We start from the raw sequence: 25,726 nt of genomic DNA, 5'->3' as shown, positions 1-25,726 counted from the left end.
TCTTTGAAAAAGAGCTTTACAGAGTGTATGCTGATAATGCCGAAAAGGTCTATCCTGCATATTTCTAGCATACTAAAAAATTCCACGAGGAAAAAGAGCGGATTGTCTCCTTGATATATTTTTCACAAAATGCGTTTTTTCTCTTGACATCTTAAGGGGGGGGGGGGGGGTAATATGGAAGAAAGTCATACACTATGACGACCGTTCATCGTATGGTGAGCGTACTTGTAATACCGGTGCATTACTGCATTATGGTAAGGAGTTACAAATGAAAAAGAATCTTTCATTATTTGCTTTGTTCGCGCTTATTATAGGAAGCGCCTTATTTATGAGCAGCTGCGGCACAAAGCCGAAAGCAGCCGAAGTTTGGGAGCGTGATATCCTTGGTGTTAAAAACTATTATTGCTTTTATAGCGAAGGCGGAAAGGATAAAGTCGCTGTTGCTATCAATGCAGGAGGAAAACTGGCTAAAGTGTCCGGTCTTTCCGGTGAGTGTGTTTGGAGCGGATCTACAGTCAAACTGCCGCCGCTGTCTGTTGCACATGATTTTAAAATTAGCGGCAATACGATGACCATTTCACTCAAGAGTGTTGAGGTGATGAAATTAACGAAGGTTACTACTAATAAGCCTACGGCAAAGGAAGTAAGAGACGCTAAATAAAGCGCTTTTTGTAGACAGTCTTAATAAACCCATTAGAAATGTATAGCAATCAAGCGGCTGTTTGTCTTCGGCAGACAGCCGCTTTTTATATATCTTAAGGAAGCTTTCCGTGTATGCTTGAAAAAAGCCGGAATAGTGATAAGATGAATGCATTATGGATAGAAAATATCTTTTGTTAATAGATGGAGACAATATCTCTCCCAGTTTTTTAGAAGCAATTATTACCGAAGTTTCCAAAGAAGGCGAATTGCTGATTAAGCGTTTATACGGCGATTGGACAACCCCTAATATGAACGGCTGGAAAGCCTGGCTGGAAAAAATACCGATTAGACCGGTTCAGCAGTTCCGGAATGGTCCGAATGCAACGGATAACACCATCATTATGGATGCCATAGAGCTTGCTAATACCAATAAAAGCATCAATGCGGTCTGCATTGTTTCAACCGATTCCGATTATTACAGTCTTGCGCTCAAGCTGCGGGAATACGGCTTGTATGTACTTGGCATAGGAAAACAAAATGCAAAAGACATCTGGGTCAATGCTTGCAATGAATTTAAGTATTTGGAAAATCTTGATAGTACTACGGAAGAAACAAAGCCTCAAGATTCCCCGTTCGATTCCCTTGAAAAACTCATCAGCCATGCCTATAAAAATTCACGCACTACGGAAGAAGGCTGGGTCAGCCTATCAGATTTAGGAAAGTCTATTAGGCGGACAATGCCGGGCTTTGATCCGCGCTCCTATAACCACAATACCCTGCGGGAAATTCTTGAAGCGCTCTCCGATGAATATGAAATGACAGCTGACAAACTTGTTCCGCCCAATCACTGGATTAAGATGCTGGAACGGCAGAATACCGGTACACTCACCGGACGTATTAAGCGTTTTAAGGAAAACTGGGGAATTATCGAGACGGCTGATCATGGTGATTTTTATTTTGTACTGACGAATCTTACCAAATCTTCCCGGCGCAAAAAGATAACGGAAGGCATGAGTGTACGGTTTAAGGTCTTTAAAGAACCCAATCCCCGCGGAGAAAACTCAGCGGAAAAAAACGGCAAGGCAATGGATGTAGAGGTACGGTAACTTCTATAGGTTTTTAATATCCTGCCGATACTAGAAGCACTATGGTTGTATCTTTGCCCCGAAAACTTACCCTATTTCTCTGTACTGCGCTGCTTTCTACAGCAGTTGTCTATCCTTATGATGCAACGAATCCGGAAAAAAATGCAGGACTTTCGGCGGGACAGGTTGAATGGAAGCCGGTATTTCCCCGTGCGCTCTTTCTCAATAAGAGTGAAATAAGTGTGATGGAGACAGGCGGTTTGGCGGGGGGGCCTATCGAGTACCATGATATTCTGAAAAATCAAGAGCGTGCAGCGCAGGGGTTGCAGTCAGTACTGCTGAATAATGATGTATTTGCATTGTACGGGAAGCCGAATGCCCGCACCATGGGAATACTGGGGCAATATTCACTGACAGAGATAGAACCGATTATGAACGAGTTTGTCAAGCTTTATGACGCAGCAAACGGCAGCCGCTCCATTATTCCGGCATTTTATATCATCTACGGAACCTGTTGGCCTGAAGGAGAAATCGGCATTCTTTCAACAGATATTGTTGAACAATATATTGCCTTTGCGGCAGAACGCGGCTGGTATGTTTTTCTTGATCATCAAATTGGAAAATACTCGGTGAGTGAGGCTATGAAAAAACTGTTGCCGTTTTTGAAATACCCCAATGTTCATCTCGCTCTTGATCCTGAATGGCGTACCACGAAGCCTATGCAGGAAATCGGTTCTGTTGCAGCGGAAGAGGTTAACGAAGCGCAGCAGATTATGCAAAATTATATGGTTGAGCATGGAATAGGCGGGCGGCGTATGCTGGTGATTCATCAGTTTAATGCAAAGATGATAAAACAGCGTTCTCTCGTAAAAAGTAATTATGAACGGGTACAGCTTATTCATTGTTCGGATGGCTTTGGTCCGCCGAATCTAAAAAAAGAAACCTATGCGTATAATGCAGCGGCAAAAAATATTCCGCTTAAATCGTTTAAGCTATTTTTAAAACCGATGGTTGAAGGAGCCGGATACGATGTGCCGATTATGAAACCCGAAGAAGTGTTTAAACTTAATCCGCGCCCGTATCTCATTATGTATCAATAGGGTAACTGATAATGAAGGGAATCTCTACAAATCTAACTAAGTTGTTAGAGATGCCCGAGAGCTAAAGTTTTTAGACGTCTGCTGGAATGTATAGATAAAAATGTAAGAAAATGCGATAAGGCTGCTAATTGTGTTCAAAAAAACTGGACAATCGGCTTAAAGTCAGCTACACTGTAGGCGAATTGCTCATTTTAAAAAGGAGTCCATTATGAGTGCAAAAAAAATCGGTTTACTGCCGCGTTTGATCCTTGCGATTGTTGCCGGTATTATTCTCGGTACCGTAACGCGTTCAGGTCATTTGCCGCTGCCTGTTCAGGTTTTAGCAACCTTTAACGGGATATTTGGTAACTTCCTCAGCTTTATCATCCCGCTGATTATTATCGGGTTCGTTATTCCCGGTATTGCCGACTTAGGCGCTGATGCCGGAAAGCTGCTTGCCATCACGGCGGGTATTGCATACGGTTCAACCCTGCTTGCAGGAACACTGGCGTTTGCAACCGATTCAGTATTCTTCCCGCTTTTTCTCAGCTCTCATGCTGACATTTTCTCTCATGCGAATCCTGAAGATGCCTTGCTGCCCGGTTTATTCGGTATTGATATGCCGCCGCTTATGGGTGTTATGACCGCATTGATTTTGAGCTTTGTTCTCGGTATCGGTATCGCAGTAACGCGCTCCGAAACCTTAAAGAACGTTGCACGGGAGTTTCAGAATATCGTCGGTAAAGTTATTGAAGTTATCATTATTCCCTTACTGCCGATTCATATTTTAGGTGTGTTTACCAATATGACACATGCCGGACAGGTTGGGCTTATCCTCAAGATATTCATCAAAGTCTTTGCTATCGTTATTGCGCTGCATGTTATTATGATTTTGATTCAATATACGATTGCTTGTCTAGTTTCAAAGCGGAATCCTTTTACATCTATTAAAAAGATGATCCCTGCGTATTTTACCGCGCTCGGAACCCAGTCTTCTGCGGCAACCATCCCGGTTACCCTTGCTTCTGCAAAGTCAATCGGAATCAAAGAAAAGATTGCAGACTTTGTTATTCCGCTGTGTGCAACCATTCACCTGGCAGGTAGTACCATTACCTTGACAAGCTGTTCCATGGCTATTCTTATCCTGCATGGTCAGACTGCAAGCCCCGGTGTTATGCTTCCGTTTATCGCTATTCTTGGTATCGCAATGGTTGCAGCGCCCGGTATTCCCGGCGGTGCAGTTATGGCAGCGCTCGGTTTTGTGCAGTCCATGCTCGGTTTCAACGACACGATGTGCTCACTGATTATCGCACTCTATATTGCACAAGACAGTTTCGGTACGGCATGTAACGTAACCGGTGACGGTGCAATCGCAATTTTAGTAGACGCTATTTCAAAAGATAAAGAATAAACCACGGTTGTATCTTTACGGGGCTGTCCAATAGGGCAGCCCTGTTTTATATGAGAGGCGCATATATGAAGAAGACAAAGATTGTCTGTACTATTGGTCCAGCTTCCGATTCGGAAGAGACGCTGCGGGAGTTGTTTAAAGCAGGACTGAACGTCTGCCGCATCAATTTTTCACACGGCACGCATGAACAGCATCAGGTTCGTATCGACCGTATTAAAAAAGTTCGGGATGAGTTAAATCTTCCGATTGCGATTATGCTTGATACTAAGGGACCGGAAATCCGGCTTAAAAACTTTGGAACAGGCTCTGTAGTGCTCACAAAAGGTCAGCCGTTTACCCTGACTACCCGTGATGTTACCGGCGATGAAACTATTTGCAGCGTAACCTATACCAATCTTGCAAAAGAAGTGCAGCCGCGTGATCGCATTCTTATTGATGACGGTTTAATTGAGCTGCGGGTTGAAAAAATTACCGATAGTACTGATATTCTCTGCACCGTTATGAGTGATGGACCTGTTTCAAATCATAAAGGTATCAATATTCCCGGTGTAAAGATCAAGTTACCGTTTTTAAGCGAACAGGATATTTCCGACTTGAAGTTCGGTGTTGAAAATGGTATCGACTTTGTTGCAGCCTCGTTTACCCGCAGTCCTGCAGATATTTTAAGCATCCGCAAAGTATTGGAAGAAGAAAACGGTCATCACATTCACATCATTGCAAAAATAGAAAATCAAGAAGGTGTGGATGCTATCGACAAAATACTGGAAGTTGCAGATGGCATTATGGTTGCGCGGGGCGATTTAGGGATTGAAATACCGCCGGAACAAATTCCGCTTGTGCAGAAAATGATTATCCGGAAAACCTTGCGGGCAAGCAAACCGGCAATTACTGCAACCCAGATGCTGGAATCGATGACGCACAACCCGCGCCCTACCCGTGCAGAGGTTACCGATGTTGCCAATGCTATCTTTGACGGAACCAGCGCAATCATGCTTTCAGGAGAAACGGCAGCGGGAAAATATCCGGTAGAAACGGTTAAAATGATGAACCGGATTGCTATTACAACCGAAAACTCTTTAAACTACGATAAGATTCTGAGCGCTGTTGCACGGGAGCACTCTCTCACTATCACCAATGCTATTGCTCATGCAACCTGCTCTATGGCGCTGGAAATGAATGCACAGGTCATCATCACGGCAACGTCTTCAGGAGAAACCCCGCAAGCGCTGTCAAAATACAAACCGAAAGTGCCGATTGTTGCAGTTACACCGGTAGCAGAAACAGCGCGGCGGCTTTCGCTCAACTGGGGTGTGTATCCCATTATGGCTCCGTATTTTCAGTCAACCGATGAAATGTTTGAACGGTGTATCAATGTTGCAAAAGAAAACGGTTTTGTACAGGAAGGGGAGCTTGCCGTCTTAACAGCTGGAGTTCCAATCGGCTTGGTTGGTTCTACAAACTTACTCAAAGTAGAAACTGTTGGAAAAATATTGCTGAAAGGCAAGGGCACCGGTATTCAGTCGGTTGTTACCGGCAGGGTAAAGGTTATTCATACGGAAAAAGATTTATTGACTGATTTTGCAGACGGAGACATTATCGTAACAGAATCTACCAATGATCTGATGAATTCGTTTATTGAGCGTGCCGGCGCTGTCATTACGGAAAACAGCAGTTTGAGCGGTCATGCCGCACTAATGGGAATGACGCTTTCAAAGCCGACGATTGTCGGAGCCGGTGAAGCGACCTCAGTATTAAAAACAGGCGATATTATTACCCTCAACGGCAAAACCGGTGTTGTGGTAAAGGGAACCGCTACTATTTACTAATCATGTCTTTAAAATGCGGCAGCTATCAAGAGAAATTGACGGATAGCTGCTGTTTCTATCTTTTATTATAGTTCTTTTCCGGGCATCTCTAAACCTCTAACAGAGCTTTTAGGGATGCCCTATTTTCAATCACATCCCTAAGATTATCAGTTCAGCCGCAGCTCATGAGCGTATTACTTATTGATATACATACGCGAACAATTTTTTAACTTTTTTTATTTTTTTCTCAAATTTTTAGCCATTTTTGCCTCCACGCTTTATAGACATAACAGCATCGACCACAAGGAGGTTTCTATGCAACAACAAATATGGACAAAGTTCATAGCACGGATGAAATGGTATACCGTGCCGCTTCTTTTTATCGCTGCTGTTGTGAGCGCCGGATGTCAACAACCGGCAAAACCGCTGGTAACGGAAACGCAGCAAAAAAAAGCGATAGAATTGTCTACCGGATCGAAAAAAGAAAAGAAGCAGGGAAAAGACAAGAGCAAAAAAGATGGAGAGAACAAACAGACTGAAAACCAGCAGCCGAATAATTCCGGTGTAGGAGCATATCAAGGGTTTACCATTCCTGATACCTTGTCTCGGTCTCCACAAGAACTTCGCAAAATGATCATACAGGAAACACAGCGCAGTGAATCCGAGATGAAACTGAATGCTCAAGGGCAGGTAGTCAAGTATGTCGAAAAAGAAATTGAATATGACATTACGGCAGCCTTTAAGGACAATATTTTGCTTGATCCGGCACATAATTCAATATATCCGGGGGCTGTGCTTGTTGGAAGCAGTATTGATAAAGGCAGCTATCGCGAAATTAGCCAGGGACGCAAGCGGGAAGCAACGATTTCCTTTAGTCTTCAAGGTGTAAAAGATAAAGAAAAGGGCGGTCAAGCAGGAATAACTTCCGGCAAAATCATTCCGACTTTAGCAGCATATAGGAAGCTGCACAATGAAGTGCTTAGCCAGCATATCACCTATCACGCTTCGGCTTCTTTAAGCTATGAAGAAACAGAAATTAAAAACGAACAAAGCTTTGATACTCAATTTAAAGTGGGAGTCGGTTTTGCTGCAGCAGGTATTAAAAGTAAGATTGCTGCCGGATTTAAATTCAAAGATGGTGATAATCTGCATCGGCACCTTATTAAATTCGTGGAGACATTCTATACTGTCGATGTGGATCAAGAGAATGTACCGCTGATGCTTGACATTCCTCGCGAAGTTGCCGGCGAGCGGATACCGGTATATGTATCATCGGTATCCTACGGGCGTATCGCGTATCTGACTGTTGAATCCAAGAAAACATGGCAGGAATTAAAACCGAGTTTTGAGACGGTCTTAAAGCGTGGAACAACTAATATCGGTGATGTCGATCTTAATGCGGCGATTAAAGAATTGCAAGACAATGCTGTTATTACCATCAATATTATTGGCGGAGGCAGTCAAGCAGTTACTAATGTGGCACAATTTCAGAGATACATCGTAAACGGAGGCTTCTCTTCCGGTAATCCGGGGCAGATTATTAAGTATCAGCTGCGGTTCTTAGATGACAATGCTCCCGCGCATATTAAGTATGGCGGTTCATACAAAACGGTGGAGCGGAAAGAAATTCCGGCAGAAGGATACGAAATAAGTGCAACAGTTACCAATGTAAAATTAACATGCAAGGATTTTCATAGTGCAAATGTTGTTGGTACTGTAGGCATACAGCCTCAAGGCAGAAAAGACCTCTGCAAAATGATATTTCAGCATGATGGTACATCGGGGCACCCTAAATTGGCTGTGATAAACCAAGAAGCAAAAACCCCGCAAAAGCTGACTCAATCCATTGTGATTCCGCAAAACGTGTCTACGGCAGAATTGGTGTTTGAGATACGAACAGAAGTTGGCTCTGAAGCGCCGCGGCGGTTTACCACAAAGAATCCCGTTGATGATAAGCTAAAGAGCATTTCCGGTCTGACTCGCAACAAGCTGGAACCTATAACACTGTATCGTGAAGGTTTTCCGGAGGAAACCTTAACTTTTGATATTAAATTTGATGTAAAGAAGGTGCCGTAAGGAAATACATAACAAACAAATACCCCCGATGCTCAGTCTCGGGGGGAGTGATTCGAAAAACCTTTTTTAAGAATATGATGATAGCCTGAGGCGGGAGTTTTTATAATTATAAACGGAGTATCAGCTATTCTTGAGCGATGGTGCGCAAAGCGGCAGATTCAGCTGCATATCCGTGTCGGTGATGAGTGAGTACGCATAGCCTTGCTCCGCGAGGAATTTTTGGCGATGATCGGCGCATTCTTCTTCTACGGAATGGCGGGTTACCAATGTGTAAAAAAACGCATTCCGTTCTTTGGGACGGAGAATACGCCCCAACCGCTGAGCCTCTTCCTGCCTGCTGCCGAAGGTACCGGAAATCTGAATAGCAACCGAAGCATCCGGTAAATCGATTGCAAAATTTGCTACCTTAGAGACCACTAATACGCTGATACTGCCGCTCCGGAACGCTTCGTAGAGGGATTCCCGTTCTGCATTCGGGGTTTTACCGGTAATGAGCGGCGCATGTACGGCTTCCGCAATCTTTTTAAGCTGCGTGATGTATTGTCCAATGATTAAAATCTGATCTTCCGAGTGCCGCATCAGCAGCTGCCGGGCAACCTCGATTTTTGCTTCATTTTCGCTTGCAATCCTATGTTTTTCCCGTAACGGGGCAGCAGCGTATTCTATTTCTTTTGAAACCGGCAGCGGTATTCGTATTTCCGTGCAATAGGCGTGTGCAATCCAGCCTTTTTCTTCCAATTCCTTCCACGGAACATCATACCGTTTGGGACCAACCAAACTGAATACATCCCCTTCGCATCCGTCTTCCCGGATCAGGGTTGCCGTTAAACCGAGCCGCCGGATAACTTGCAGCTCTGCGGTAATGCGGAACACCGGAGCAGGTAGTAAATGCACCTCATCATAGATAATCAGCCCCCAATTCCGCTCACGGAAAAGGCGGAAGTGCGGAAATTCCGATTCAGTGTCCGGTCTCCATGTTAAAATCTGATACGTTGCCACGGTAACCGGTTTAATTTCTTTGCTATCGCTTGAGTATATGCCGATACAATCGTCTTCAAGACCGGTTTTATCGAGTAATTCGCGTTTCCACTGATACACTGCAGCAGTATTGGTAGTAAGAATGAGCGTATCGGTGTTTAGCATCGACATCACCAGCATACCGACGATTGTTTTTCCAGCTCCGCACGGCAAAACAATGGTGCCGAACCCCGTTCCCGGCCCCTTATCGCCGGTAAAGGCGTCCGCTGCTTCCCGCTGGTAATTACGGATGCTAAAGTCCATGCCTTTCTTTGTTTGTGTTCGTAAGGGAATGGCAAGCGGTGCTCCGTCTTTCAGCGGCACTTGATCCCGTACCGGCCAGCCCATTTTAAGCAGAACCTGTTTTACCGTACCGCGATTTAAAAGCGCAATCAAAAATGAGTGCGGTTTTTCTGCTGCAAGTAAGTATTTTGAAAGCTTAGGAGCCGCTTTCAGCTCTCGATAGATACGTTCGCTTTCCGCAGTAAGATATAAAAACGCAGGGTCTTCGCATGCTGTCAGGGTGATTTTGCCATATCTGCCGAATGTTTCTTCAATCCAGCTAATAACAGCAGGGGGAACATCAAAACGGGCGAATCGCTGCAGCGTTGTGATAATTTTTTCGGCTGTCAAACCCGCGCTTGCTGCATTCCAAAGCGACAAGCCGGTGAGCCGATAGGTATGTAAATGTTCCGGAGATTTTTCCAGTTCGGCAAAGGGAATGAGCGCAAAACGGGCTTCGAGCGCATCAGGACTATGTACATCGAGCAATATGGAGCGGTCGCCTTGGATAATCAGCGGTAATAGTGGATTCGGCATAACGGGCTATTGTACGGTATCGGGACAATTTAGTCAAACTGCTTATTTTTATATCCTGTTGGGAAAATGAGCTGCCATTTGCTTTGAAAGCATCTGAGTATCCGTATGTTTATTCAGAAGAAAATATGAAATATCTGCGTAATAGTATAAATCAGATTGAAAGTGGATATAAAAATGAAAGATTTTGAACTGCTGAAGCAGATACAAGTAATACAGCTCGAACATTCTGAAAAAGGCTACCGCAAGATATGGCGAGAAATCAAAAGGCAAGGAGAAGAGGCAACAGAAAAACAACTCAGACGTGTGATGAAACGATTTGGAGTGATGGCGGTGTTTCCAGGTAAAAACCTGTCAAAAAGCTGTAAACGGCATAAGAAATATCCATATCTACTGAAAACCTCCTAGCGCTTACAGCAGGGACTTGATTATGAAGTTCTCGATGATATGTATCAAAGCTTCCGGTCGGAAAAGCCGGATAGAAATATGGCTGCTTAAATACACCTTAAATAAATTATTTTTTTGTATTGACAAAAGGGCGCAGTATACATTTTTCACTTTCTTCTATGGTTTATGGCCATTTTACTCCGAGATGCCAAGCTCGCTCTTTGGGATTTCGTTGCCGTCCTTGTCGTAATATAAAGTACTTATTACGCTCGCGTTTTCATCTCTGTACTCAATGATTCTATATACTTTTCCCTTGTAAAGTTGTTTTTCATAGTATTGCTCAGAATACAGTTCCTTTCTTTCTTTGCTGTATTTACTAACATATTTTGTAAACAGTGTACTTCTTTTTGTTATATCTAAATAATATTCATGAAAATAAGTTCCATCCGGGTTTTCTGTATTTATTTGTTTTAATAATCCATGTGGGTTATTTTCATAGATAGCTATTTGCAAGTAAGGATTATCATTTTCATAAGTATAGTCTGGATATGAATAATAATTCTCAAGAGTTTTCAGTCCATCTGGGTGAGTTTTGTAGTCTGATTTGACGTATGTAATTTGATTGTTATCATATTCAAAATATGACTGTGAAAGCCTCTTATTTTGATTGTAATATAATGTTGATTTTACCTTGCTGTTTCCGTCTAAAGTGAATGTCTCCACAGCCTTTTTCAGATTTTTAATATTATTCGGCTTGAAATCTGAATCAAGCTCAACAAAATATTCATCACCTTCCTTTTCCCATAACGAATCGGCAGTATCTTGTAAAATAAGAGCTGCGGCAGCAACTGTGCATGTTTTTCCGTCAGGAGTTTCTATATCTATCTTTGTAAAGGGATTTAGCTTTACGCGCCTAAACAATACACGGCTATTTTTCTATAAAAATCCTTATCGTTGTCATAATTTGTTTCGGGAAATAGTTGTTCGAATATCTTGTAAAGCGGCATTATTCCTTTAATCATACTGCGAATTCAAGACTTTAAACAGTGAGTAGTTTATCTTTGACAAGAGTGGTTCAAAATCAAATTTATAGATAGGTAGTAAAACTATTAATAATGGTATCGTACTGTTTACTCCAGCGATCATAGGTCCAATTACTGTTGTCCCCTTTATTTGCCTCGTAATCTTTCCATCTTTGAGTTTTATGCTCAGGAGTTCCTGGTATTAAGTTTTCAGTAGTATTTTTTTGAGAAGATTTATTGATAATTTTATCGGCAGTTTTTTTATTTTTTTTAATCTCCGAATCGACACTGTGGATGTTTCCATCCTTGTCAACTTTAAGCTGCTCCAACTTGCCTGCCATACCTTTCTGTCTTCGTAGGCCAAGCGTGCCGTCCTGGTCATGTTTTATTTGCTTATTGGATAGCGGTCATAGTCTTCTTAAAATCTTCATACATCTTAAATACTATATAAAAAATGTCATCTAAATCTTCATACGAACTAAAAAATGGAGGCATTATTTTATAGTCCGGATTAATTATTAGCCTTGAATATAAACTCCAAGGGGAACCTAAAAGTAACTCGCCATTTTCTTTAACCACCCAAACTAAATCAGCAGAGCCATCGCGAAGAATAATATGAAACCCAAACGCAAGGTTTCCGGCTTGTTCTTCTTTAATTTTAAAAAATTTTTCTTTTGTATCAAACAATGGCTTATATCCCAAACCTGCTATTGTTTCCATGACTTCTTCGCCGTCAATATAAACAAGCCTCTTTGCTGACGGCGTTCTATCAGAAGCATACTTATGGGATAATGCTTCATAGCGTTTTATAAAATCAATCCTTATCAACGCTTCTTTTATTTTGGGATTTAATTCCGTCATTCTCATTCCTCCGTAAATCTTATGACTACATTATATTCTTTTGCAATATCTTTGTAATGTTCAATGCCGCTTATATTAGCATTTCTTGCTGGTATTTCAAAAATATAATTACCTTCCAGAATTTTTTCATTCAAATCAGGATATGCATTTGAGCTCATTTTTGTTCCAATAGAATATTTTTGAGAAAATTCTTTCAAATATCCTCTGTAAGTTTCTTCTGTTATTTTACTCAAATCCGTTGCTTTTCTTGAGATAATTTCTCCGATAATAGGATCATACGAATCTAGTCTTTTCCCGTTTTTCAAATGTATTTCATAATATGGATATTTTTTAGAAGCACGCACTTTTTTATTAAAATTATTTCCTCGTGCTACAGGAGATTCTTTAGTCCAATAATCACTTGCTTCTTTCCATTCCAAACGGTTTTTAGAAGTTTGTCCTTTCCGCATTTTTCGCTTTACATATGCTTGGTAGTTATTTTCCTGCGTCTGATTTTTAAATTTCCCTGTATTATCTAATAATTTTGTGTCTGCTCTAGTAATATTTTCAACATTATTGATGTTTTTTCCGATGGCGCTTTTTGCATTCTTGTAGTGAGGCTTCGGCTTTTGTTTTACCGGCTCAATCTTATTCCCGCCCTTTACACTCTTTACAGCACCTCAAGCTCTATAAATGCAATGCCGGTAATGTGCGCCGCTTCTATTGCTTGTTTTGCTGTTTCCGTGCAAACCAAAATAATCTTTTTTTCTGCTAAGCAAAAGAGATTATTTTCTTTAGGCAATATTTCTACCTTTGATTTATCCAGTACTGCTTTTTTTAAGTTAGTTACAATTTCTTTACCGGTTACATAGCTTATATCTTTTGTATACTCGGAATACTCTCAACTGAATACCTCATATTCGGGGAATATCATCGTATAATACATATCCCATAATTTTTTTCCGCGTAAATCCCGCTGTTTGCCTTGATAATACATTTGACTTTCTAAAGCTTCATAATCTTTGTTCAATGTTTTGATTATATCCAGCAAGCGTCTTGATACGAGGCGTGGGTACAATGTTACATAATCTTTTGGCTCATACTTATTCTGCACATAGTAAGGAATAGGCAGTTCATGAAGCTTCTCATACTTATTTCTCCAAAGTTTTTCATTACTCCATGAACTTGACTCCATAATATGCGGATCGCAATATTTTGTTGTTCCGATAGTTTTTTTGTCTACTTCATAATATTTCATATCTTGTTCCTCCTACTCATCAAGTATATATAGTTTAGCTTTTTCTTCTTCAAACCAAGTATTATAATTATCAAATACAGAAATATCATCAGTTGTTTGATTATCATACTTATAGTCTGCATTGAATTTTTTTGTTTTCGGTTCATACACAAGTTTCATCAATTTTGGTATTGGTTTATTATATTTTTCACAAAGGTTCTGTATTTTCTGAATGTCTTCATTTAAGATATCCAATACTTGCCCCTGACAATCTTTAGATACATCAAAGTCTGCTGACAAGCCAGCATTATTAAGTTTACTACACTTATATAAATTCAAATTAATGCAATAGAAATGTTGTGTTAAAATCATTCCTTCATTAGCTGCATAAATAAAAATCTTATCCGCAAGTCCTTGCGAGTACTCATTACAGATATCTACCATATCTGCCTGTAATGCTGAAAATTCATCTTCAAACATATTCATTACTCCTAACAAACTCATCAATCTGTTTCTTTACAAAATCGACGGCTTTATTCAAATTATCATTCGTGCTTGCGAGAACGCCTTTTATTTTGTTTCCGTATTTTGAGTTTTATTCGCGCGGAGGGTTTAATACCCCGACGCTCTGCGTCGTGATAAAGGGTATTAAAGCCCGACTGCAACCACCTCGTCAAAAATATACATCCTTGTACATTTTTGACTGCGAGTTTTTTACAAAGCAAAAAACTCGTTTCTGTTTGGAACCACCGGCATCCATGCCGGATCGTACACACAGTGCGAAACGTTGAGCACTGTGCCCCGACGCTCTGCGTCGGGGTTGTTGATTATGACTAGCCCTTCTCCCATTTGTCTTGAAGCGCTTGATCCCATTCAAACTCCATGTCGAAGCGTCCGTTTTTCTCAAGCGTGTACACGGCTTTGTTCCATTTATGTTCCGTGAGCATGGATTCTTGGAGTTCGAAAACACTATCCATTAAATCGCTTACCGTTAATACGGGAAATTTTAATTCTTTCGTTTCTTTACTTGACAAAACATATTCTGCCTGAAATGAACACATTTTTTTTAGGCTGGATTCGATTTTTACCGTTACTTTCTCCCATTCACCAAAAATATTCTTCTGAATTGCATTTCCTAATTCTTTATATAAGTCCATATATCGCCTCTTTAATTATTAAATATTTTTTGAATAGTATGTTCATTACCTACTTTATATTCAACTAAAAATCTTTTAGGTCTCTTATTAATGTCTCCATCATAGATTATTTGTATCTCAACTTCTACTTTTTTTCCAGCCCTTAATTCTTTCTTCTATTCATTCTCCATTGCCCGCCATTCGCCGTTATTCAGTTTGGCATTTTGCGGAATATAGTTTATCCGTTCGCCGGGGCCGTTGAAGATTCTTACGATAAGATGTCCGCCTTGATCTTCGCCTTTTACCCCGTCTTTTATTTCAACAGCCTTTCTTTGCTGATACATATTTCTATCTTTCGTTTCAAGTTTTCATTCTCCGCTTACTTTGCTTACGCGACCGGGATTTGCTGTCGTCAGACAATTTTATCTTTTGGTAGTCTGCTATATAAACCTAACTTTATAAAAAAGTATCTTGAGGGCCTATTTCATACGTTGGAAAAATTTGAATTCCTAGACCGTTTTCTTTATCCCAGTTTGCTTCACAGAGTAAAATCAATCTTCCATCTTGCTTAATAAATATTTCGGATAATTGAAGATCATTTTGAATTGTCCAGCTATCTTCAAGGTATGTATTCATATAAGAGTTGATTTCAGCATTAACCTTTGCCGTAATGTCTTCAATGTGCGAAAAAAAGTCCGATAGGCATCTTTCTTGAAGTGGAGTAATTTTTTCTGATTCAGAATAGGCATCAAATACAATTTGTATATTACTTTCTTTTTCAAAGAAGAAGAGGGGCATCTCATAGCACCATCCATATTCAAACTTTACATTTGCAATAATTTTCTCAATATTCATAGGTTATATTCCTTTGTATTTATTTATTTCTGAAATTCCACCTGCATGGAGAGTTTGAATATCAATCATATTTTTTACGGTATATTTATCTTCCAGAAGTTTACATAATCTGGAATGTATATTTTCTACTTTTTCTGCAAAATTTTGTTTTGCATTTTCAGAAGAAAAGCCTAGATATTTAAATTCTATTTGGTTATTTACATATAAACGTTCAAATTCAGTCTGCAATCCTTCTAACATGCCGCATAATGTATCATCCTTTTTAATTTCATCAATCAAGTCATTATCAATAAGACTGCCTTTTTCATCATAGATCCAAAGAGGATAACATTCATACTCCAGCATTAATCTTATTTCTTTTTTCATTTCTTCTCCTTCAATCCTCTATTGTAGCAGGGAAGCTGCGGTTCGTAATTTTTAGCGTTTCTATACCACTCTAAAAAGACGTCCTCAGTTATTTCCCCTCTTAGGTATTTATCGTATTCCCTTGCATAAATATTCGGTTTCTTTATATCCTCGACTATATGCCCCATATCCCATTGACCACTGCACAGAGACTTGCTATTCCTTTACCAACCCTTTTTCGACTAAGTAATTGTACGTTCGCGGATTTTCAAAAAAATCTCGCGTTTCCTCTGCAAGCACAAGGCAAGACATGCCGGATTTATTCTTCCAGTAGATATCAGGATTGTGTTCCAAAAGCAGTTTAAAAATATCAAAGCCCGGCCCGTTTGAGCGCGCAGTAGCTTTTATGAGCGGTGTGCTCTGCTGTTTATTACACTCATTAACATCAGCGCCTTTATCAAGCAGTATTTTAATCAGCTTGAAGACCTCGTTGTAATCCGTTGAATTATCATCGCACAAATAATGCAGCGCGGTATTGCCGCCGCTGTCTTTTAGGTTGACATCTATCCCCTCATTTATCAGGAACTCCGCTATATCCCATTTATGACCGGATAGCGCTTCATGCAATAAAGAAAATCCGTACCGATTTTGTTCGTTCAGTTTCGACTTGTCGTATTTTTCTAAAAACGCTTCAAGAGGACCATACATTGCAAGGGTATAGAGACCGGCTGTTTCGTAATTAACGCCTTCTACATAATCAATTTTCTTTGTCATTTGACTGCTCCTTATTATTTGTTTTCATTACTAATATATATCAACTTCTTCTATTCCCCTTTATGTCCTCTATTAAAGGGAATTGTTTGCGGTTCGTAATTCTCTGCGGTTCTGTACCACTTCAAAAACTCCTTTTCTGAAATATCGCCTCTGATAAAGAAATCGTACATATCAGAATATTTTTGATCTTCCAAATGTCCCATATCCCATTGCCCGTTACGAGGCGGCTTTTTAGAGATAACGTCTAATTAGCTCGGATAGCTTACAGTTTTCATGAATCGCCTCGACCATTTGCGCTATTTCAAGTGCGGTTTTTCCGGCTTTATTTTTGAGCGTAAAATCAGGATGCTGCTGACATAAAAACTCAACGAACGAACAATTCTCATGCCCTTGCACCCGTAAGATTGCCAATATTAAAACCGTGCTGCCTTTTTGATTTTGAATATTGATGTCCGCTCCGTGCGCCAATAACAGTTTTGCCGTTGTGATTGCTTGAGTAATATCATTAGTATCACAGAGATAATGCAGCGCGGTATTGCCGCCGCTGTCTTTTAGATTGACATCTATGCCCTCATTTATCAAAAACTCCACGATATCCCATTTATGACCGGATAGCGCTTCATGCAATAAAGAAAATCCGTACTTATTTCTTTTGTTCAACAGTTTCCTGTCAAACTTTTTTATAAATAACTCCAACGTTCCGAGTTCGGCTAAATCGTATGCATCCATTAAATCATAATTCATATTATTCCCCTTTGTGTCCCCTATTAAAAGGTATGGTTTGCGGTTCATAGTTTTCAGCAGTTCTGTACCACTTCAAAAACTCCTTTTCTGAAATATCGCCTCTGATAAAGAAATCGTACATATCTGAATATTTTTGATCCGGCAAGTGTCCCATATCCCATTGACCACTGCGCGGTATATCTCTGTTCCATGATACCGTACCATGCTCTGTACGTATATATTCCGTATTATTTTTACTAAAATAAAAATTCTTTTGGTCTTTCTTTGCATTTTCCCATACTTCTTTTATTTGCATCTCTCTATGATGCGGGCGGAGCTTTAGAAGGCGCACTCAAATCACCGGAATTTGTTGTTTACCCATCTAATAGAGTATTTTTTTCTCTTCTATTTTTATGTAAGCCGATTTCTCTAAATCTCGTTCCGTTATATTCCCACTCCCATCTGCGTGTCCTACATCTGAGAACTGGTTTCTTGCAAACATCGGATCGATTTTTGTGAGCGCCGCTTTGTCATAAGCATAGTTTGCGTTTATGAGGTGCCATACGCGACTTTTCTTTGTCGGCAGCAGACAACTTGTTGTACAGATTAGGCGAGTGCTCTGCAGAGGAGCTTTCTGCAGTGTGTTGCGAACCTCGAGTCCCGCCGGGAGTATTTGCCTCCGTCAGGCAATTTTATCTTTTGGTAGTCTGCTATCTCTTGTACATCAATGAATACTACAAAGAATATTGATTTTTAAATTCTTCATAATATTCACGAATAGATTCCTTTTCATCATCTGTTAATTTTTGATAGCGTTCGTTTATTTCTGGAATATATTTACGTGCATTATCTTGCGGCGACAGATACAGCATATTTTTCATTATATCGCCTAAGAGATAGGATTCTATTGGTTTTTCTCTGTGCAATAAGCATGGTAGAACGCGCTCAATGTCCGCAGGAACGATACAATCTATCAATAATGCCTGGAAATATGCATCAACTTCGTCCTGTTCCAAATACTCAAGAGCAATTTCTAAAAAACGCGAATACAGGAGTTCTGAAAGTTTTACCGCGGCTTCCTGCATGCTATCAAGATCATTACTGTTTCTGATAATATTTTCTAATTCAGTTGCAATCATTATTTTACCTCTTTTATTATTATAGTTGTGCAATAAGGACCTTCTATATTCGGTATCCACTTACTTTCGATTATGACATCTTTTTTCGTTCCCTTAAAACGACTTTCTATTGAAGTATTTTCAGCCGTAACTTTTTTGGCATCCTCCTGTGTTGTATCGTCATAGTCGTTTTTTAAGTTTACTTTGTATTCGCCCCCGGTTTTATCGGAGCTTTCCGCGCCTAAACAATACACGGCTATTTTTCTATAAAAATCCTTATCGTTGTCATAGTTCGTTTCGGGAAATAGTTGTTCGAATATCTTGTAAAGCGGCATTATTCCTTTAATCATACTGCGAATTCAAGACTTTAAACAGTGAGTAGTTTATCTTTGACAAGAGTGGTTCAAAATCAAATTTATAGATAGGTAGTAAAACTATTAATAAAAACTTGGAGGATTTATAATCATTTCTATGTTATTAGCAATCATTCCCTTTTTTTACGAAATATAAAAAGTCCAAGTTCTTCATACGGACTAAGCAAAACTCCGTATTTGTTAAATCCAGAAATAACCGGCATACCATAAAGCATAGAGTTTCCTCTCATATCTAAGCAACATTCCCATTTACCGCCATAATTTCTTCGTACCACTTCTCCTATATAACTGGCGACATCATCAAATAGCTCATGATTTTCATCGATATTCTTTTTAAGAATAAAATTCTCAAGGCTATCAAGGCTTTTTAGTGAAAAATCCCAATTATAGCTATTATCTTTTGTTGCATATTTAAGATGTTCAATTCTAAAATCGACGGCCAGCAAGAATTTATCGAATGTTTCTAAAAGTTCCTTTTTGCTTACTTTCCTTAAATCTGCCATAATAAACTCCTATTGGATTTTCTTTCCTATTATATATTTGATGCCATACTTATCCATAGCATTAAGTACGGATTGTGATGCACCATTTGCTCATCAACTGCATCTTTTAACTTTATTTATAATATTATGTATTCAGGTCCCACTTCGAAAAATTCGTAATTCTTAAAAGAAACGCATATATCGTTTTCTCTGTCATACCTAAAATAAAACAAAAATCCAAAGTAATCGACATCCGTATGCCGAGTGACAATAATTGCCTTCGGTATTATGAATTTGAAGATATTTTCGGGAATTTCATTGTTTGGAAATAATTCCTTTCGTTCTTCATTATGCATATATTCATATATTTTTGTTCTACAAACATCATACAATTCATTCAGTTTATTCTTTATAATGTTAAATATTCTTACTTGAGAATCTAAAACTTCTTGATTGCTATGACAAGCAAGAGAAACATCGACTTGAAAGCTTCTTCCCCAAATTTCAAATTCTTCCTTAAAATCAGAATCAATCATCAAATTTTACCTCCTTTAATTGAGTTTTTTGATTATTATTCATCTTTACAATTCCACCATTATGAGACATATTTCCATGTATCACAGAAGGAACTTTTTTCATCGTTTTACAATCAACTTCTTCATGCCATGTATATTTATTTTTCTCTCGCCACAATGTAACATCATCTGCTGTACAAGGTTTACCTTTTTTTGTTCTTAATAAAGCCAATGCTTTATCTGCAAATCATTACTAATTTGTGCTAAACGGTTATCCAAAAAATTTTCATAACTTTTCTTATGCCTTCCATTATGGCCGACAATCAACGAAAGGTTTTTCTTAGACTTTAATAAATCCTCTTTCATCGGCGGGCATTGCAAAAAGGGAAACTGCTTAGTATATTGTTGTTCCGATAGTTTTTTTGTCTACTTCATAGTATTTCATATCTTTATTCCTCCTAATCGCCAAGTATGTATAATTTGGCTGTATTCAATTGTCAGCTGTCCCTCTGGCTTTTTCCCATGCGCTTTTATTCATCATCTGGAGTTAAAGAATCCAAAAATGTATCTATGTCTTGCGCCAAGAATGTGACATATTTTTCTGGATTCTCTCCGTACTCAAATTCATGTGAATAATAATAAATCGCACCTTCCTCGCTAGCTCTTAAACTGTATGCAAAAATATCTCCGCCCAACTCATCTGCCAAAGGCACGAGCCAAGAGGGAAATACCCTTTCATCTCGTATTATAGACCATGTTTTTTCTATTGTTTTTCCTCCTTCACATCCAATTGAGAAAAAATAGTTTACTGCATACTCCCTGTCACTTCCGGCTAAGTGAAATATACTTCGCTCTGGATAACCACCGTTGAATTTTAAGTAATGCTTTTTATTTTTTTGGGCATGACAACATTGAACTTCGATTCAAATTGTTCCAAATCATCATCTGTCAATGAGCGTTTAGTATTAATAAACTTGTTTTCCATTTTCTTTTACTCCTACTTATATTGTATATTATAATACTTTTCATATTGTGCAACAGCACCTTTGTGAGGATATGTTGCCTTATGTGCATCGTATAATACTAATTGCATCGTACATTCACTAGTTTTGGGATTAAAATTGTCCAGATGATGCCAAGTATAATCTGCATCCAAAGTTTTACGAAGACTTTTAGGAATATTTAAATTATCATATGCCTGTTTATAATCCCCCGTGCGGCTTCCTGTCATTTTAATTTTGACAATTGCTTTCCTATTCTATAACGATTCGATTTTTATGCATATTTGCAACTCTTCGGCTTTTTCTAGCGCGTGCATGAATAATGCAATAAAGTCATCTCCATCACTAGTAACAAAATAATTAGACAAATCGGTAATTTCTTTGCTGATGTTTTTTCCCCATGGCGGAGATACAGTCAAATCATCTATATCCCATATAACCTTGTCAGGAGAAAAATCTTTTAGTTTTTCTTTTATGATTTTTAATTCCTTGATTGCGTCATTAATATGTTCAACTTCTAAGCTTCCGTTGTAAAGCTCATTCATAATAATTGGAAAATCAGCCCCCCATCTACCGTTTTCCAAGTTTCCTGCAATTGTAGAAAAGAATCCATGAAGAAAATCTCCGTTTCCAATTTGAAACCAATAAAAACCAACCTTAAATCCAACGGCCATGAAAAGCTCCTTTATCTATCAATATTGTTTGTTTTGTTCCTGATGGTAAATGATAAATTCTTTTGTTATATTGCTCTTCAATATTTCTAACTAAATTAATCTTTCCTGTTTCTTTTTCTAGATTATAATTTTTTGCATCAATACTTTTTGAAGTTTTATAAAAATCCGGTCTAATACTCCCTTTTGTACCATAAGGTACATCTTGACCATTTAGAAATGATTTTTGTTCTGCGTAATTTGGATAATCTTTTGCAACATCTAATTCAGATTGTCATCATGAAGGTCTAGAGTTTTTATTTTTATCCAATAAATTACCGCCCTTGACTTCCGCATCAACCTTAAAGATGTTTCCATCCTTGTCAACCGAAAGCTGCGCCAGTTTGCCTGCCATACCTTTCTGTCTTCGTAGTCCAAGCGTGCTGTCTTTTCTTGTGAACTTTTCATAGCCTTCGATTGAGCCGACATCATTGATGTTTTTTCCGACGGCGCTTTTTGCATTTTTGTAGTGAGGTTTCGGCTTTTGTTTTACCGGCTCAATTTTATTCCCGTATTTCAGTTCTCTTATGCTTTGTACTTTCCGGTAGGCACCGCGTTTCCGCCTTCGAGTTTAGCTTTTTCTTCTTCAAACCATTTATCATCATTATCGAATACAGAAATATCATCAGTTGTTTGATTATCATACTTATAGTCTGCATTGAATTTTTTTGTCTTTGGTTCATACACAAGTTTCATCAATTTTGGTACAGGTTGTTTATATTTTTCACAAATAGATTGTATTTTTTGAATATCTTCATTTAAGATATCGAGAACTTGTTCCTGACAGTCATCAGAAACGTCAAATTCAATATTTAACTCAGATTTGTTTAATTCCTGACAATCTAATACTTTATTATTTATGCAATAGAAATGTTGTGTTAAAATCATACCTTCATTAGCGGCATAAATAAATATTTTATCAGCAAGACCTTTTGAATACTCATTGCATATATCTACCATATCTGCCTGTAATTCTGAAAATTCATCTTCAAACATATGTGTTTTCTCCTATTATGTTTTTGGCGTTCCGGTAGGCTCCTCGCCTAAGTTTGCAAGTTTAGCTCTTTCCTCTTCAAACCAAGCATCATAATTATCAAAAACGGAAATCTCATCCGAAGTTTGATTTTCATATTTATAATCTGCATTAAATTTTTTTGTCTTGGGTTCATACACAAGTTTCATCAATTTAGGTACCGGCTGGTTATACTTGTCACAAACGGATTGAATTTTTTGAATATCTTCATTTAAGATATCCAAAACTTGTCCTTGACATTCTTTAGAAACATCAAAATTAACTTTTAATCCCGCATTATTAAGTTTGCTGCATTTATAGAGATTAAAATCAATACAATAGAAATGCTGTGCTAAAATTATTCCTTCATTTGCAGCATAAATAAATATCTTGTCTGTAAAGCCTTGAGAATACTCATTACAGATATCCACCATATCTGCCTGTAATTCTGAAAATTCATCTTCAAACATATGTGTTTTCTCCTATAAAATGTTAATTATTGTATATCGTATAAAGTATTTATATTCACCGGCACGGTATTTTATGTTCGGCTTTAGTTTTCCGTTTTCTCCAAACGGTTCGGTGGTAAACTTTTTATTTTCAAGTTTAAGATCGCCGGACTTCTTCTTCGATAAGCGCGATTTCTTCCCTTTTCCAAATACCCTCTCTTCAAACTCATCAATCTGTTTCTTTACAAAATCAACGGCTTTGTGCTAGGACTTATTTCATTGGCATTCCTAAATTGATAAACTCAGTCAATGATACTATCAGTCCAAAATCATTATCGATATAAATATCTTTTGGGAAATTATCTCGGCTTAGAACTTTTCTCACGCGTTCTGATGAAGTATATGTCATCATGATAATTGTCGGGTTAATAAACGGAAGCATAGGCATATCACCTTCAAACTCATCAATATTTGTCATTTGCTCATAAAAAATGTGATCATCACCAAAATCAACGCAATACCTGCCGTCCTCATCATATGAACAGACCATATCGGCGTGCTTCAATTTTTTTACAGTCTCTACATTAAATGTTTCATTTCCGATTAAGAATATCCATTTCATTTTGAATTACCTCATCTATAACTAATGATTTGCTAAATATTTAAGCAATTCTTCCATATCAGTAAAAGTTTGAAAACCATTTTGTCTAACATTTCTTAGAACAGCCGCAGATTGAGCGATATCAGGTGTGTACGATATTACGGTTTTCCCCGTTGCCTTTGCGGTACGAAGCATTTGAGCTGTTAGTCCCTTGGCAGAACCCGATTTTACTTGAATAACAATATCATCCAAATCTATATCTAAGTCTGTTATTATTTTTCCATCCGAACCTTTAATTATTTTTTCTACCGCTCGAACTCTTCCCGGATATTTTTTTCTATTGCATTAGCTAGTTCTGGAACATACTTATCTTTACCTGACCATATATGTTTCCCCGTTTCTTTTTTAATTCCATTCAGTGATTTATATTTCTGCGATTCGTTTGCGGCTGTTTTGACGGACTTCCCTCTTCCAAATACCCTTTCCTCAAACTCATCAATCTGTTTCTTTACAAAATCAACGGCTTTGTTTAAATTCTCATTCGCACTTGAGAGAATACCTTTTATCCTGTTTCCGTACTTTGAGTTGCCTGCATGCTCAAGCCATTTATAGACCGTTGCTATGGCTTCGTCAATGCTTGCAAGAAATCGCGTCTTAAACAGTTTGAACGCCTTATACGCATCTTCCGCGTCAAGTTTTTTGAGCAGCGTAAAAACAATGTCGTCGGCTCCCTTTATAACCGCCTTACAGCCGGCTTTTACAACATCCCCTGCATACGGTAAGCCTGCTTTTAAATTATTTCAGCAATGTCTTTTGCAATTCATCTTGAAATCTGATATCTTCTTCTTTAGTCATATCCAAAGCGGTCTCCTTAATTGAAAGAATACCATCAATATATTTTAGATTTCTATTTTTCTCCAGAACGGTATGTATTTTTTCCATGCCGATTTTATTAATGATAGCCGGAGACCAATAATTTATCCACTGAACGGTTGCGGGCAAACCCTCGTTCAAGTGCTTTCCATATTTTCTGGACAAAACTTTATTTGAAACGATTCCCCAATATGGTCTATAGGCAAGTACAAGTTTTTGAAATAAACTGCTTATCATATCTGCATCTTTTTTTGTATACAGATTTAACGCTAGTGGTACATTTACAATTATCGTATTAAAAAAACTTTCATTCTTATTTCCAACGGTAATCTCAAAACCGCATGATTCATGATCATTTATTGAAGAAAAAAAGGAGACGGAATATCCTAAATCTTCAAATACAGTGGCATCCTCTCTATTTACTCCATGCCTCAATACCGTCCTAAAATTTTCATAAATCCAATTAAATTTTTGAGCAGTCGCTTTCGTTTTACCGCTCAAAAAGTTCGGTCGTATTTCTTCAGGATATTGTTGAAAGACCATGAGAATTTCATATGTTTCTCTCGCAATTTCGTCAAAATCTTTGTCTATCTTTTCAGCTTTTTTCCATAAAAGTATTGAATGCCGCTGTATCATGTTTTTCTCCTTATTTTGGTGCTTGAAAAATTAATTGTATTTCTGTAATTCCCCTATCTATAAATAAATCTTGTACTGCATTTAAGCTTTCTTCTTTAGCAAAATACCATTGTATTTTTGCCCCTTCAGAAGCGGATATCTGTCTTCTTGCTTCCGATACTAGTGTTTCTTTTCCGGAAAACCATTCACAAAATTCACCTGTACTTTTATCTATAAACTGAGAATATTTTCCTTTTGCGTCTAAAAGAATTCCATCCTTCATTCCATCAAACTTTACGCCATTTTGTACCCATACTACGCCTTCTTTTCCTGTTACTTGCTTTTGATAATTTCTGGAAAACTCACTCATATTTTCATTAACCGTTTCCCACTTTCCACTTAATGAAGTTGAAATATCATTCTCTATTTTAATTGTTTTACTTTTATTTGTCTTGCTGTGTTTTCCAAATACTCTTTCTTCAAACTCATCAATCTGTTTTTTTACAAGATCAACGGCTTTGTTCAAATTCTCATTCGCACTTGAGAGAATACCTTTTATCCTGTTTCCGTACTGTGAGTTTTATTTTGGTTAGCTTTTCTCCCACTCGTCTTGAAGCGATTGATCCCATTTAAATTCCATATCGAAGTGCCCGTTTTTCTCAAGCGTGTACACGGCTCTGTTCCATTTGTGTTCCGGAAACATGGATTCTTGAAGCTCAAAAACAC

At 38.4% G+C, this 25,726-nt stretch carries 38 protein-coding genes and 1 pseudogene; 7 read left to right on the top strand and 32 right to left on the bottom strand.

Annotation, left to right across the window (positions count from 1 at the left end; translation table 11 throughout):
- Positions 1-268: 268 nt before the first annotated feature.
- The 6 genes from ACTTJ8_RS04400 (at position 269) to ACTTJ8_RS04375 (ending at position 8,098) form a co-directional block, all read left to right on the top strand.
- Positions 269-661, top strand: coding sequence for a hypothetical protein (locus tag ACTTJ8_RS04400; RefSeq protein WP_442720426.1), 393 nt, complete (start codon positions 269-271; stop codon positions 659-661).
- A gap of 154 nt (positions 662-815) precedes the next feature.
- Entirely contained in the window at positions 816-1,748 is a 933-nt protein-coding gene (locus tag ACTTJ8_RS04395; RefSeq protein WP_442718912.1) for an NYN domain-containing protein, read from the top strand.
- A gap of 41 nt (positions 1,749-1,789) precedes the next feature.
- A complete protein-coding gene (locus ACTTJ8_RS04390; protein WP_442720425.1) occupies positions 1,790-2,827 on the top strand; it encodes a hypothetical protein in 1,038 nt (345 codons plus the stop codon).
- Between the two features lie 208 nt (positions 2,828-3,035).
- Complete coding sequence (locus ACTTJ8_RS04385) at positions 3,036-4,217, top strand: dicarboxylate/amino acid:cation symporter (RefSeq protein WP_442716270.1); 1,182 nt, start codon at positions 3,036-3,038, stop codon at positions 4,215-4,217.
- 65 nt (positions 4,218-4,282) lie between these two features.
- Positions 4,283-6,043: a pyruvate kinase gene (gene pyk, locus ACTTJ8_RS04380; RefSeq protein ID WP_442718915.1), complete on the top strand. Its 1,761-nt coding sequence runs from the start codon at positions 4,283-4,285 to the stop codon at positions 6,041-6,043.
- A 294-nt stretch (positions 6,044-6,337) separates the two neighbouring features.
- Positions 6,338-8,098 carry a thiol-activated cytolysin family protein gene (locus tag ACTTJ8_RS04375; RefSeq protein WP_442720424.1) on the top strand — a complete coding sequence of 587 codons (1,761 nt, stop codon included), beginning with the start codon at positions 6,338-6,340 and terminating at the stop codon, positions 8,096-8,098.
- Between the two features lie 120 nt (positions 8,099-8,218).
- Here the strand turns inward: ACTTJ8_RS04375 and ACTTJ8_RS04370 are convergent, their stop codons facing one another.
- Positions 8,219-9,934, bottom strand: a complete 1,716-nt coding sequence (locus ACTTJ8_RS04370) for a DNA repair helicase XPB (RefSeq protein ID WP_442720423.1) — start codon at positions 9,932-9,934, stop codon at positions 8,219-8,221.
- 174 nt (positions 9,935-10,108) lie between these two features.
- Between ACTTJ8_RS04370 and ACTTJ8_RS04365 the strand changes: the two genes are divergently transcribed.
- Positions 10,109-10,339, top strand: coding sequence for an IS3 family transposase (locus ACTTJ8_RS04365; RefSeq protein WP_442720422.1), 231 nt, complete (start codon positions 10,109-10,111; stop codon positions 10,337-10,339).
- A 174-nt stretch (positions 10,340-10,513) separates the two neighbouring features.
- Here ACTTJ8_RS04365 and ACTTJ8_RS04360 read toward each other — a convergent pair whose 3' ends face one another.
- The 31 genes and pseudogenes from ACTTJ8_RS04360 to ACTTJ8_RS04210 form a co-directional block, all read right to left on the bottom strand.
- Positions 10,514-11,239 carry a hypothetical protein gene (locus ACTTJ8_RS04360; RefSeq protein WP_442720421.1) on the bottom strand — a complete coding sequence of 242 codons (726 nt, stop codon included), beginning with the start codon at positions 11,237-11,239 and terminating at the stop codon, positions 10,514-10,516.
- A gap of 166 nt (positions 11,240-11,405) precedes the next feature.
- A complete protein-coding gene (locus ACTTJ8_RS04355; protein WP_442720420.1) occupies positions 11,406-11,681 on the bottom strand; it encodes a hypothetical protein in 276 nt (91 codons plus the stop codon).
- Positions 11,682-11,733: 52 nt separating this feature from the next.
- Positions 11,734-12,201 carry a hypothetical protein gene (locus ACTTJ8_RS04350; protein WP_442720419.1) on the bottom strand — a complete coding sequence of 156 codons (468 nt, stop codon included), beginning with the start codon at positions 12,199-12,201 and terminating at the stop codon, positions 11,734-11,736.
- A gap of 2 nt (positions 12,202-12,203) precedes the next feature.
- Positions 12,204-12,650: a hypothetical protein gene (locus tag ACTTJ8_RS04345; protein WP_442720418.1), complete on the bottom strand. Its 447-nt coding sequence runs from the start codon at positions 12,648-12,650 to the stop codon at positions 12,204-12,206.
- 200 nt (positions 12,651-12,850) lie between these two features.
- Positions 12,851-12,982, bottom strand: coding sequence for a hypothetical protein (locus ACTTJ8_RS04340; protein WP_442720417.1), 132 nt, complete (start codon positions 12,980-12,982; stop codon positions 12,851-12,853).
- A gap of 99 nt (positions 12,983-13,081) precedes the next feature.
- Positions 13,082-13,438 carry a hypothetical protein gene (locus ACTTJ8_RS04335; RefSeq protein ID WP_442720416.1) on the bottom strand — a complete coding sequence of 119 codons (357 nt, stop codon included), beginning with the start codon at positions 13,436-13,438 and terminating at the stop codon, positions 13,082-13,084.
- Between the two features lie 12 nt (positions 13,439-13,450).
- Positions 13,451-13,897, bottom strand: a complete 447-nt coding sequence (locus ACTTJ8_RS04330) for a hypothetical protein (RefSeq protein ID WP_442720415.1) — start codon at positions 13,895-13,897, stop codon at positions 13,451-13,453.
- 353 nt (positions 13,898-14,250) lie between these two features.
- Entirely contained in the window at positions 14,251-14,574 is a 324-nt protein-coding gene (locus ACTTJ8_RS04325) for a hypothetical protein (RefSeq protein WP_442720414.1), read from the bottom strand.
- A gap of 155 nt (positions 14,575-14,729) precedes the next feature.
- Positions 14,730-14,903, bottom strand: a pseudogene (locus tag ACTTJ8_RS04320) (DNA/RNA non-specific endonuclease); the annotation flags it as partial.
- Between the two features lie 106 nt (positions 14,904-15,009).
- Entirely contained in the window at positions 15,010-15,408 is a 399-nt protein-coding gene (locus ACTTJ8_RS04315) for a DUF6985 domain-containing protein (protein ID WP_315555377.1), read from the bottom strand.
- Between the two features lie 3 nt (positions 15,409-15,411).
- On the bottom strand, positions 15,412-15,774 hold the full coding sequence (locus ACTTJ8_RS04310; RefSeq protein ID WP_442720413.1) for a hypothetical protein: 363 nt from the start codon (positions 15,772-15,774) through the stop codon (positions 15,412-15,414).
- Positions 15,771-15,962: a GH-E family nuclease gene (locus ACTTJ8_RS04305; protein WP_442720437.1), complete on the bottom strand. Its 192-nt coding sequence runs from the start codon at positions 15,960-15,962 to the stop codon at positions 15,771-15,773. Before ACTTJ8_RS04305 ends, ACTTJ8_RS04310 begins: the two co-directional genes overlap by 4 nt.
- Positions 15,963-15,969: 7 nt before the next feature.
- On the bottom strand, positions 15,970-16,527 hold the full coding sequence (locus ACTTJ8_RS04300; RefSeq protein ID WP_442720412.1) for an ankyrin repeat domain-containing protein: 558 nt from the start codon (positions 16,525-16,527) through the stop codon (positions 15,970-15,972).
- A 50-nt stretch (positions 16,528-16,577) separates the two neighbouring features.
- Complete coding sequence (locus tag ACTTJ8_RS04295; RefSeq protein WP_442720436.1) at positions 16,578-16,766, bottom strand: GH-E family nuclease; 189 nt, start codon at positions 16,764-16,766, stop codon at positions 16,578-16,580.
- A complete protein-coding gene (locus ACTTJ8_RS04290) occupies positions 16,759-17,271 on the bottom strand; it encodes an ankyrin repeat domain-containing protein (RefSeq protein WP_442720411.1) in 513 nt (170 codons plus the stop codon). Before ACTTJ8_RS04290 ends, ACTTJ8_RS04295 begins: the two co-directional genes overlap by 8 nt.
- A gap of 1 nt (position 17,272) precedes the next feature.
- Positions 17,273-17,566 (bottom strand): GH-E family nuclease, encoded by a 294-nt coding sequence (locus ACTTJ8_RS04285; protein ID WP_442720410.1) that lies wholly within the window; start codon positions 17,564-17,566, stop codon positions 17,273-17,275.
- A 418-nt stretch (positions 17,567-17,984) separates the two neighbouring features.
- Positions 17,985-18,389: a hypothetical protein gene (locus tag ACTTJ8_RS04280; RefSeq protein ID WP_442720409.1), complete on the bottom strand. Its 405-nt coding sequence runs from the start codon at positions 18,387-18,389 to the stop codon at positions 17,985-17,987.
- Positions 18,389-18,718: a hypothetical protein gene (locus ACTTJ8_RS04275; RefSeq protein ID WP_442720408.1), complete on the bottom strand. Its 330-nt coding sequence runs from the start codon at positions 18,716-18,718 to the stop codon at positions 18,389-18,391. The genes ACTTJ8_RS04280 and ACTTJ8_RS04275 overlap by 1 nt, the downstream gene beginning before the upstream one ends.
- Positions 18,719-18,852: 134 nt before the next feature.
- Positions 18,853-19,245 (bottom strand): hypothetical protein, encoded by a 393-nt coding sequence (locus tag ACTTJ8_RS04270; RefSeq protein WP_442720407.1) that lies wholly within the window; start codon positions 19,243-19,245, stop codon positions 18,853-18,855.
- Positions 19,246-19,361: 116 nt separating this feature from the next.
- Complete coding sequence (locus tag ACTTJ8_RS04265; RefSeq protein WP_442720406.1) at positions 19,362-19,760, bottom strand: DUF6985 domain-containing protein; 399 nt, start codon at positions 19,758-19,760, stop codon at positions 19,362-19,364.
- Entirely contained in the window at positions 19,753-19,971 is a 219-nt protein-coding gene (locus tag ACTTJ8_RS04260; protein WP_442720405.1) for an HNH endonuclease, read from the bottom strand. The genes ACTTJ8_RS04265 and ACTTJ8_RS04260 overlap by 8 nt, the downstream gene beginning before the upstream one ends.
- Positions 19,959-20,105, bottom strand: coding sequence for an AHH domain-containing protein (locus ACTTJ8_RS04255; protein ID WP_442720404.1), 147 nt, complete (start codon positions 20,103-20,105; stop codon positions 19,959-19,961). Before ACTTJ8_RS04255 ends, ACTTJ8_RS04260 begins: the two co-directional genes overlap by 13 nt.
- Positions 20,106-20,269: 164 nt before the next feature.
- Positions 20,270-20,662, bottom strand: coding sequence for an SMI1/KNR4 family protein (locus tag ACTTJ8_RS04250; RefSeq protein WP_442720435.1), 393 nt, complete (start codon positions 20,660-20,662; stop codon positions 20,270-20,272).
- A 74-nt stretch (positions 20,663-20,736) separates the two neighbouring features.
- Positions 20,737-20,970: an HNH endonuclease gene (locus tag ACTTJ8_RS04245; RefSeq protein ID WP_442720403.1), complete on the bottom strand. Its 234-nt coding sequence runs from the start codon at positions 20,968-20,970 to the stop codon at positions 20,737-20,739.
- A gap of 27 nt (positions 20,971-20,997) precedes the next feature.
- Entirely contained in the window at positions 20,998-21,414 is a 417-nt protein-coding gene (locus tag ACTTJ8_RS04240) for an immunity 70 family protein (protein ID WP_442720402.1), read from the bottom strand.
- A 561-nt stretch (positions 21,415-21,975) separates the two neighbouring features.
- The gene (locus tag ACTTJ8_RS04235) at positions 21,976-22,446 is read right to left on the bottom strand and encodes a hypothetical protein (RefSeq protein ID WP_442720401.1); all 471 of its coding nucleotides are present in this window, start codon (positions 22,444-22,446) and stop codon (positions 21,976-21,978) included.
- A gap of 15 nt (positions 22,447-22,461) precedes the next feature.
- Positions 22,462-22,932 carry a hypothetical protein gene (locus ACTTJ8_RS04230; protein WP_442720400.1) on the bottom strand — a complete coding sequence of 157 codons (471 nt, stop codon included), beginning with the start codon at positions 22,930-22,932 and terminating at the stop codon, positions 22,462-22,464.
- A 250-nt stretch (positions 22,933-23,182) separates the two neighbouring features.
- On the bottom strand, positions 23,183-23,533 hold the full coding sequence (locus ACTTJ8_RS04225; RefSeq protein WP_442720399.1) for a hypothetical protein: 351 nt from the start codon (positions 23,531-23,533) through the stop codon (positions 23,183-23,185).
- Between the two features lie 21 nt (positions 23,534-23,554).
- Positions 23,555-23,764 carry a hypothetical protein gene (locus tag ACTTJ8_RS04220; RefSeq protein ID WP_442720398.1) on the bottom strand — a complete coding sequence of 70 codons (210 nt, stop codon included), beginning with the start codon at positions 23,762-23,764 and terminating at the stop codon, positions 23,555-23,557.
- 543 nt (positions 23,765-24,307) lie between these two features.
- Complete coding sequence (locus tag ACTTJ8_RS04215) at positions 24,308-25,021, bottom strand: hypothetical protein (RefSeq protein WP_442720397.1); 714 nt, start codon at positions 25,019-25,021, stop codon at positions 24,308-24,310.
- Positions 25,022-25,031: 10 nt separating this feature from the next.
- A complete protein-coding gene (locus ACTTJ8_RS04210; protein ID WP_442720396.1) occupies positions 25,032-25,526 on the bottom strand; it encodes a Tox-REase-5 domain-containing protein in 495 nt (164 codons plus the stop codon).
- Between the last annotated feature and the right edge of the window lie 200 nt (positions 25,527-25,726).

Origin of the sequence: Treponema sp. (assembly GCF_052169735.1) — a bacterium.
Taxonomy (GTDB): domain Bacteria; phylum Spirochaetota; class Spirochaetia; order Treponematales; family Treponemataceae; genus Treponema.
Note: the sequence above shows the minus strand (reverse complement) of the source record. Positions and strands in the feature narration are given on the sequence as shown.

Coding starts and splice junctions, on each gene's coding strand:
- ACTTJ8_RS04300 (WP_442720412.1), bottom strand. CDS start 16,527: ATGACAAAGAAAATTGATTATGTAGAAGGCGTTAATTACGAAACAGCC.
- ACTTJ8_RS04255 (WP_442720404.1), bottom strand. CDS start 20,105: ATGAAAGAGGATTTATTAAAGTCTAAGAAAAACCTTTCGTTGATTGTC.
- ACTTJ8_RS04375 (WP_442720424.1), top strand. CDS start 6,338: ATGCAACAACAAATATGGACAAAGTTCATAGCACGGATGAAATGGTAT.
- ACTTJ8_RS04395 (WP_442718912.1), top strand. CDS start 816: ATGGATAGAAAATATCTTTTGTTAATAGATGGAGACAATATCTCTCCC.
- ACTTJ8_RS04245 (WP_442720403.1), bottom strand. CDS start 20,970: ATGACAGGAAGCCGCACGGGGGATTATAAACAGGCATATGATAATTTA.
- ACTTJ8_RS04400 (WP_442720426.1), top strand. CDS start 269: ATGAAAAAGAATCTTTCATTATTTGCTTTGTTCGCGCTTATTATAGGA.
- ACTTJ8_RS04265 (WP_442720406.1), bottom strand. CDS start 19,760: ATGATTGATTCTGATTTTAAGGAAGAATTTGAAATTTGGGGAAGAAGC.
- ACTTJ8_RS04325 (WP_442720414.1), bottom strand. CDS start 14,574: ATGGACTTATATAAAGAATTAGGAAATGCAATTCAGAAGAATATTTTT.
- ACTTJ8_RS04310 (WP_442720413.1), bottom strand. CDS start 15,774: ATGAAAAAAGAAATAAGATTAATGCTGGAGTATGAATGTTATCCTCTT.
- ACTTJ8_RS04275 (WP_442720408.1), bottom strand. CDS start 18,718: ATGATTAAAGGAATAATGCCGCTTTACAAGATATTCGAACAACTATTT.
- ACTTJ8_RS04335 (WP_442720416.1), bottom strand. CDS start 13,438: ATGAAATATTATGAAGTAGACAAAAAAACTATCGGAACAACAAAATAT.
- ACTTJ8_RS04270 (WP_442720407.1), bottom strand. CDS start 19,245: ATGGCAGATTTAAGGAAAGTAAGCAAAAAGGAACTTTTAGAAACATTC.
- ACTTJ8_RS04235 (WP_442720401.1), bottom strand. CDS start 22,446: ATGTTTGAAGATGAATTTTCAGAATTACAGGCAGATATGGTAGATATA.
- ACTTJ8_RS04240 (WP_442720402.1), bottom strand. CDS start 21,414: ATGGCCGTTGGATTTAAGGTTGGTTTTTATTGGTTTCAAATTGGAAAC.
- ACTTJ8_RS04345 (WP_442720418.1), bottom strand. CDS start 12,650: ATGCGGAAAGGACAAACTTCTAAAAACCGTTTGGAATGGAAAGAAGCA.
- ACTTJ8_RS04225 (WP_442720399.1), bottom strand. CDS start 23,533: ATGAAATGGATATTCTTAATCGGAAATGAAACATTTAATGTAGAGACT.
- ACTTJ8_RS04365 (WP_442720422.1), top strand. CDS start 10,109: ATGAAAGATTTTGAACTGCTGAAGCAGATACAAGTAATACAGCTCGAA.
- ACTTJ8_RS04230 (WP_442720400.1), bottom strand. CDS start 22,932: ATGTTTGAAGATGAATTTTCAGAATTACAGGCAGATATGGTGGATATC.
- ACTTJ8_RS04350 (WP_442720419.1), bottom strand. CDS start 12,201: ATGACGGAATTAAATCCCAAAATAAAAGAAGCGTTGATAAGGATTGAT.
- ACTTJ8_RS04390 (WP_442720425.1), top strand. CDS start 1,790: ATGGTTGTATCTTTGCCCCGAAAACTTACCCTATTTCTCTGTACTGCG.
- ACTTJ8_RS04385 (WP_442716270.1), top strand. CDS start 3,036: ATGAGTGCAAAAAAAATCGGTTTACTGCCGCGTTTGATCCTTGCGATT.
- ACTTJ8_RS04280 (WP_442720409.1), bottom strand. CDS start 18,389: ATGATTGCAACTGAATTAGAAAATATTATCAGAAACAGTAATGATCTT.
- pyk (WP_442718915.1), top strand. CDS start 4,283: ATGAAGAAGACAAAGATTGTCTGTACTATTGGTCCAGCTTCCGATTCG.
- ACTTJ8_RS04370 (WP_442720423.1), bottom strand. CDS start 9,934: ATGCCGAATCCACTATTACCGCTGATTATCCAAGGCGACCGCTCCATA.
- ACTTJ8_RS04355 (WP_442720420.1), bottom strand. CDS start 11,681: ATGGCAGGCAAGTTGGAGCAGCTTAAAGTTGACAAGGATGGAAACATC.
- ACTTJ8_RS04330 (WP_442720415.1), bottom strand. CDS start 13,897: ATGTTTGAAGATGAATTTTCAGCATTACAGGCAGATATGGTAGATATC.
- ACTTJ8_RS04285 (WP_442720410.1), bottom strand. CDS start 17,566: ATGCAAATAAAAGAAGTATGGGAAAATGCAAAGAAAGACCAAAAGAAT.
- ACTTJ8_RS04290 (WP_442720411.1), bottom strand. CDS start 17,271: ATGAATTATGATTTAATGGATGCATACGATTTAGCCGAACTCGGAACG.
- ACTTJ8_RS04215 (WP_442720397.1), bottom strand. CDS start 25,021: ATGATACAGCGGCATTCAATACTTTTATGGAAAAAAGCTGAAAAGATA.
- ACTTJ8_RS04315 (WP_315555377.1), bottom strand. CDS start 15,408: ATGAATATTGAGAAAATTATTGCAAATGTAAAGTTTGAATATGGATGG.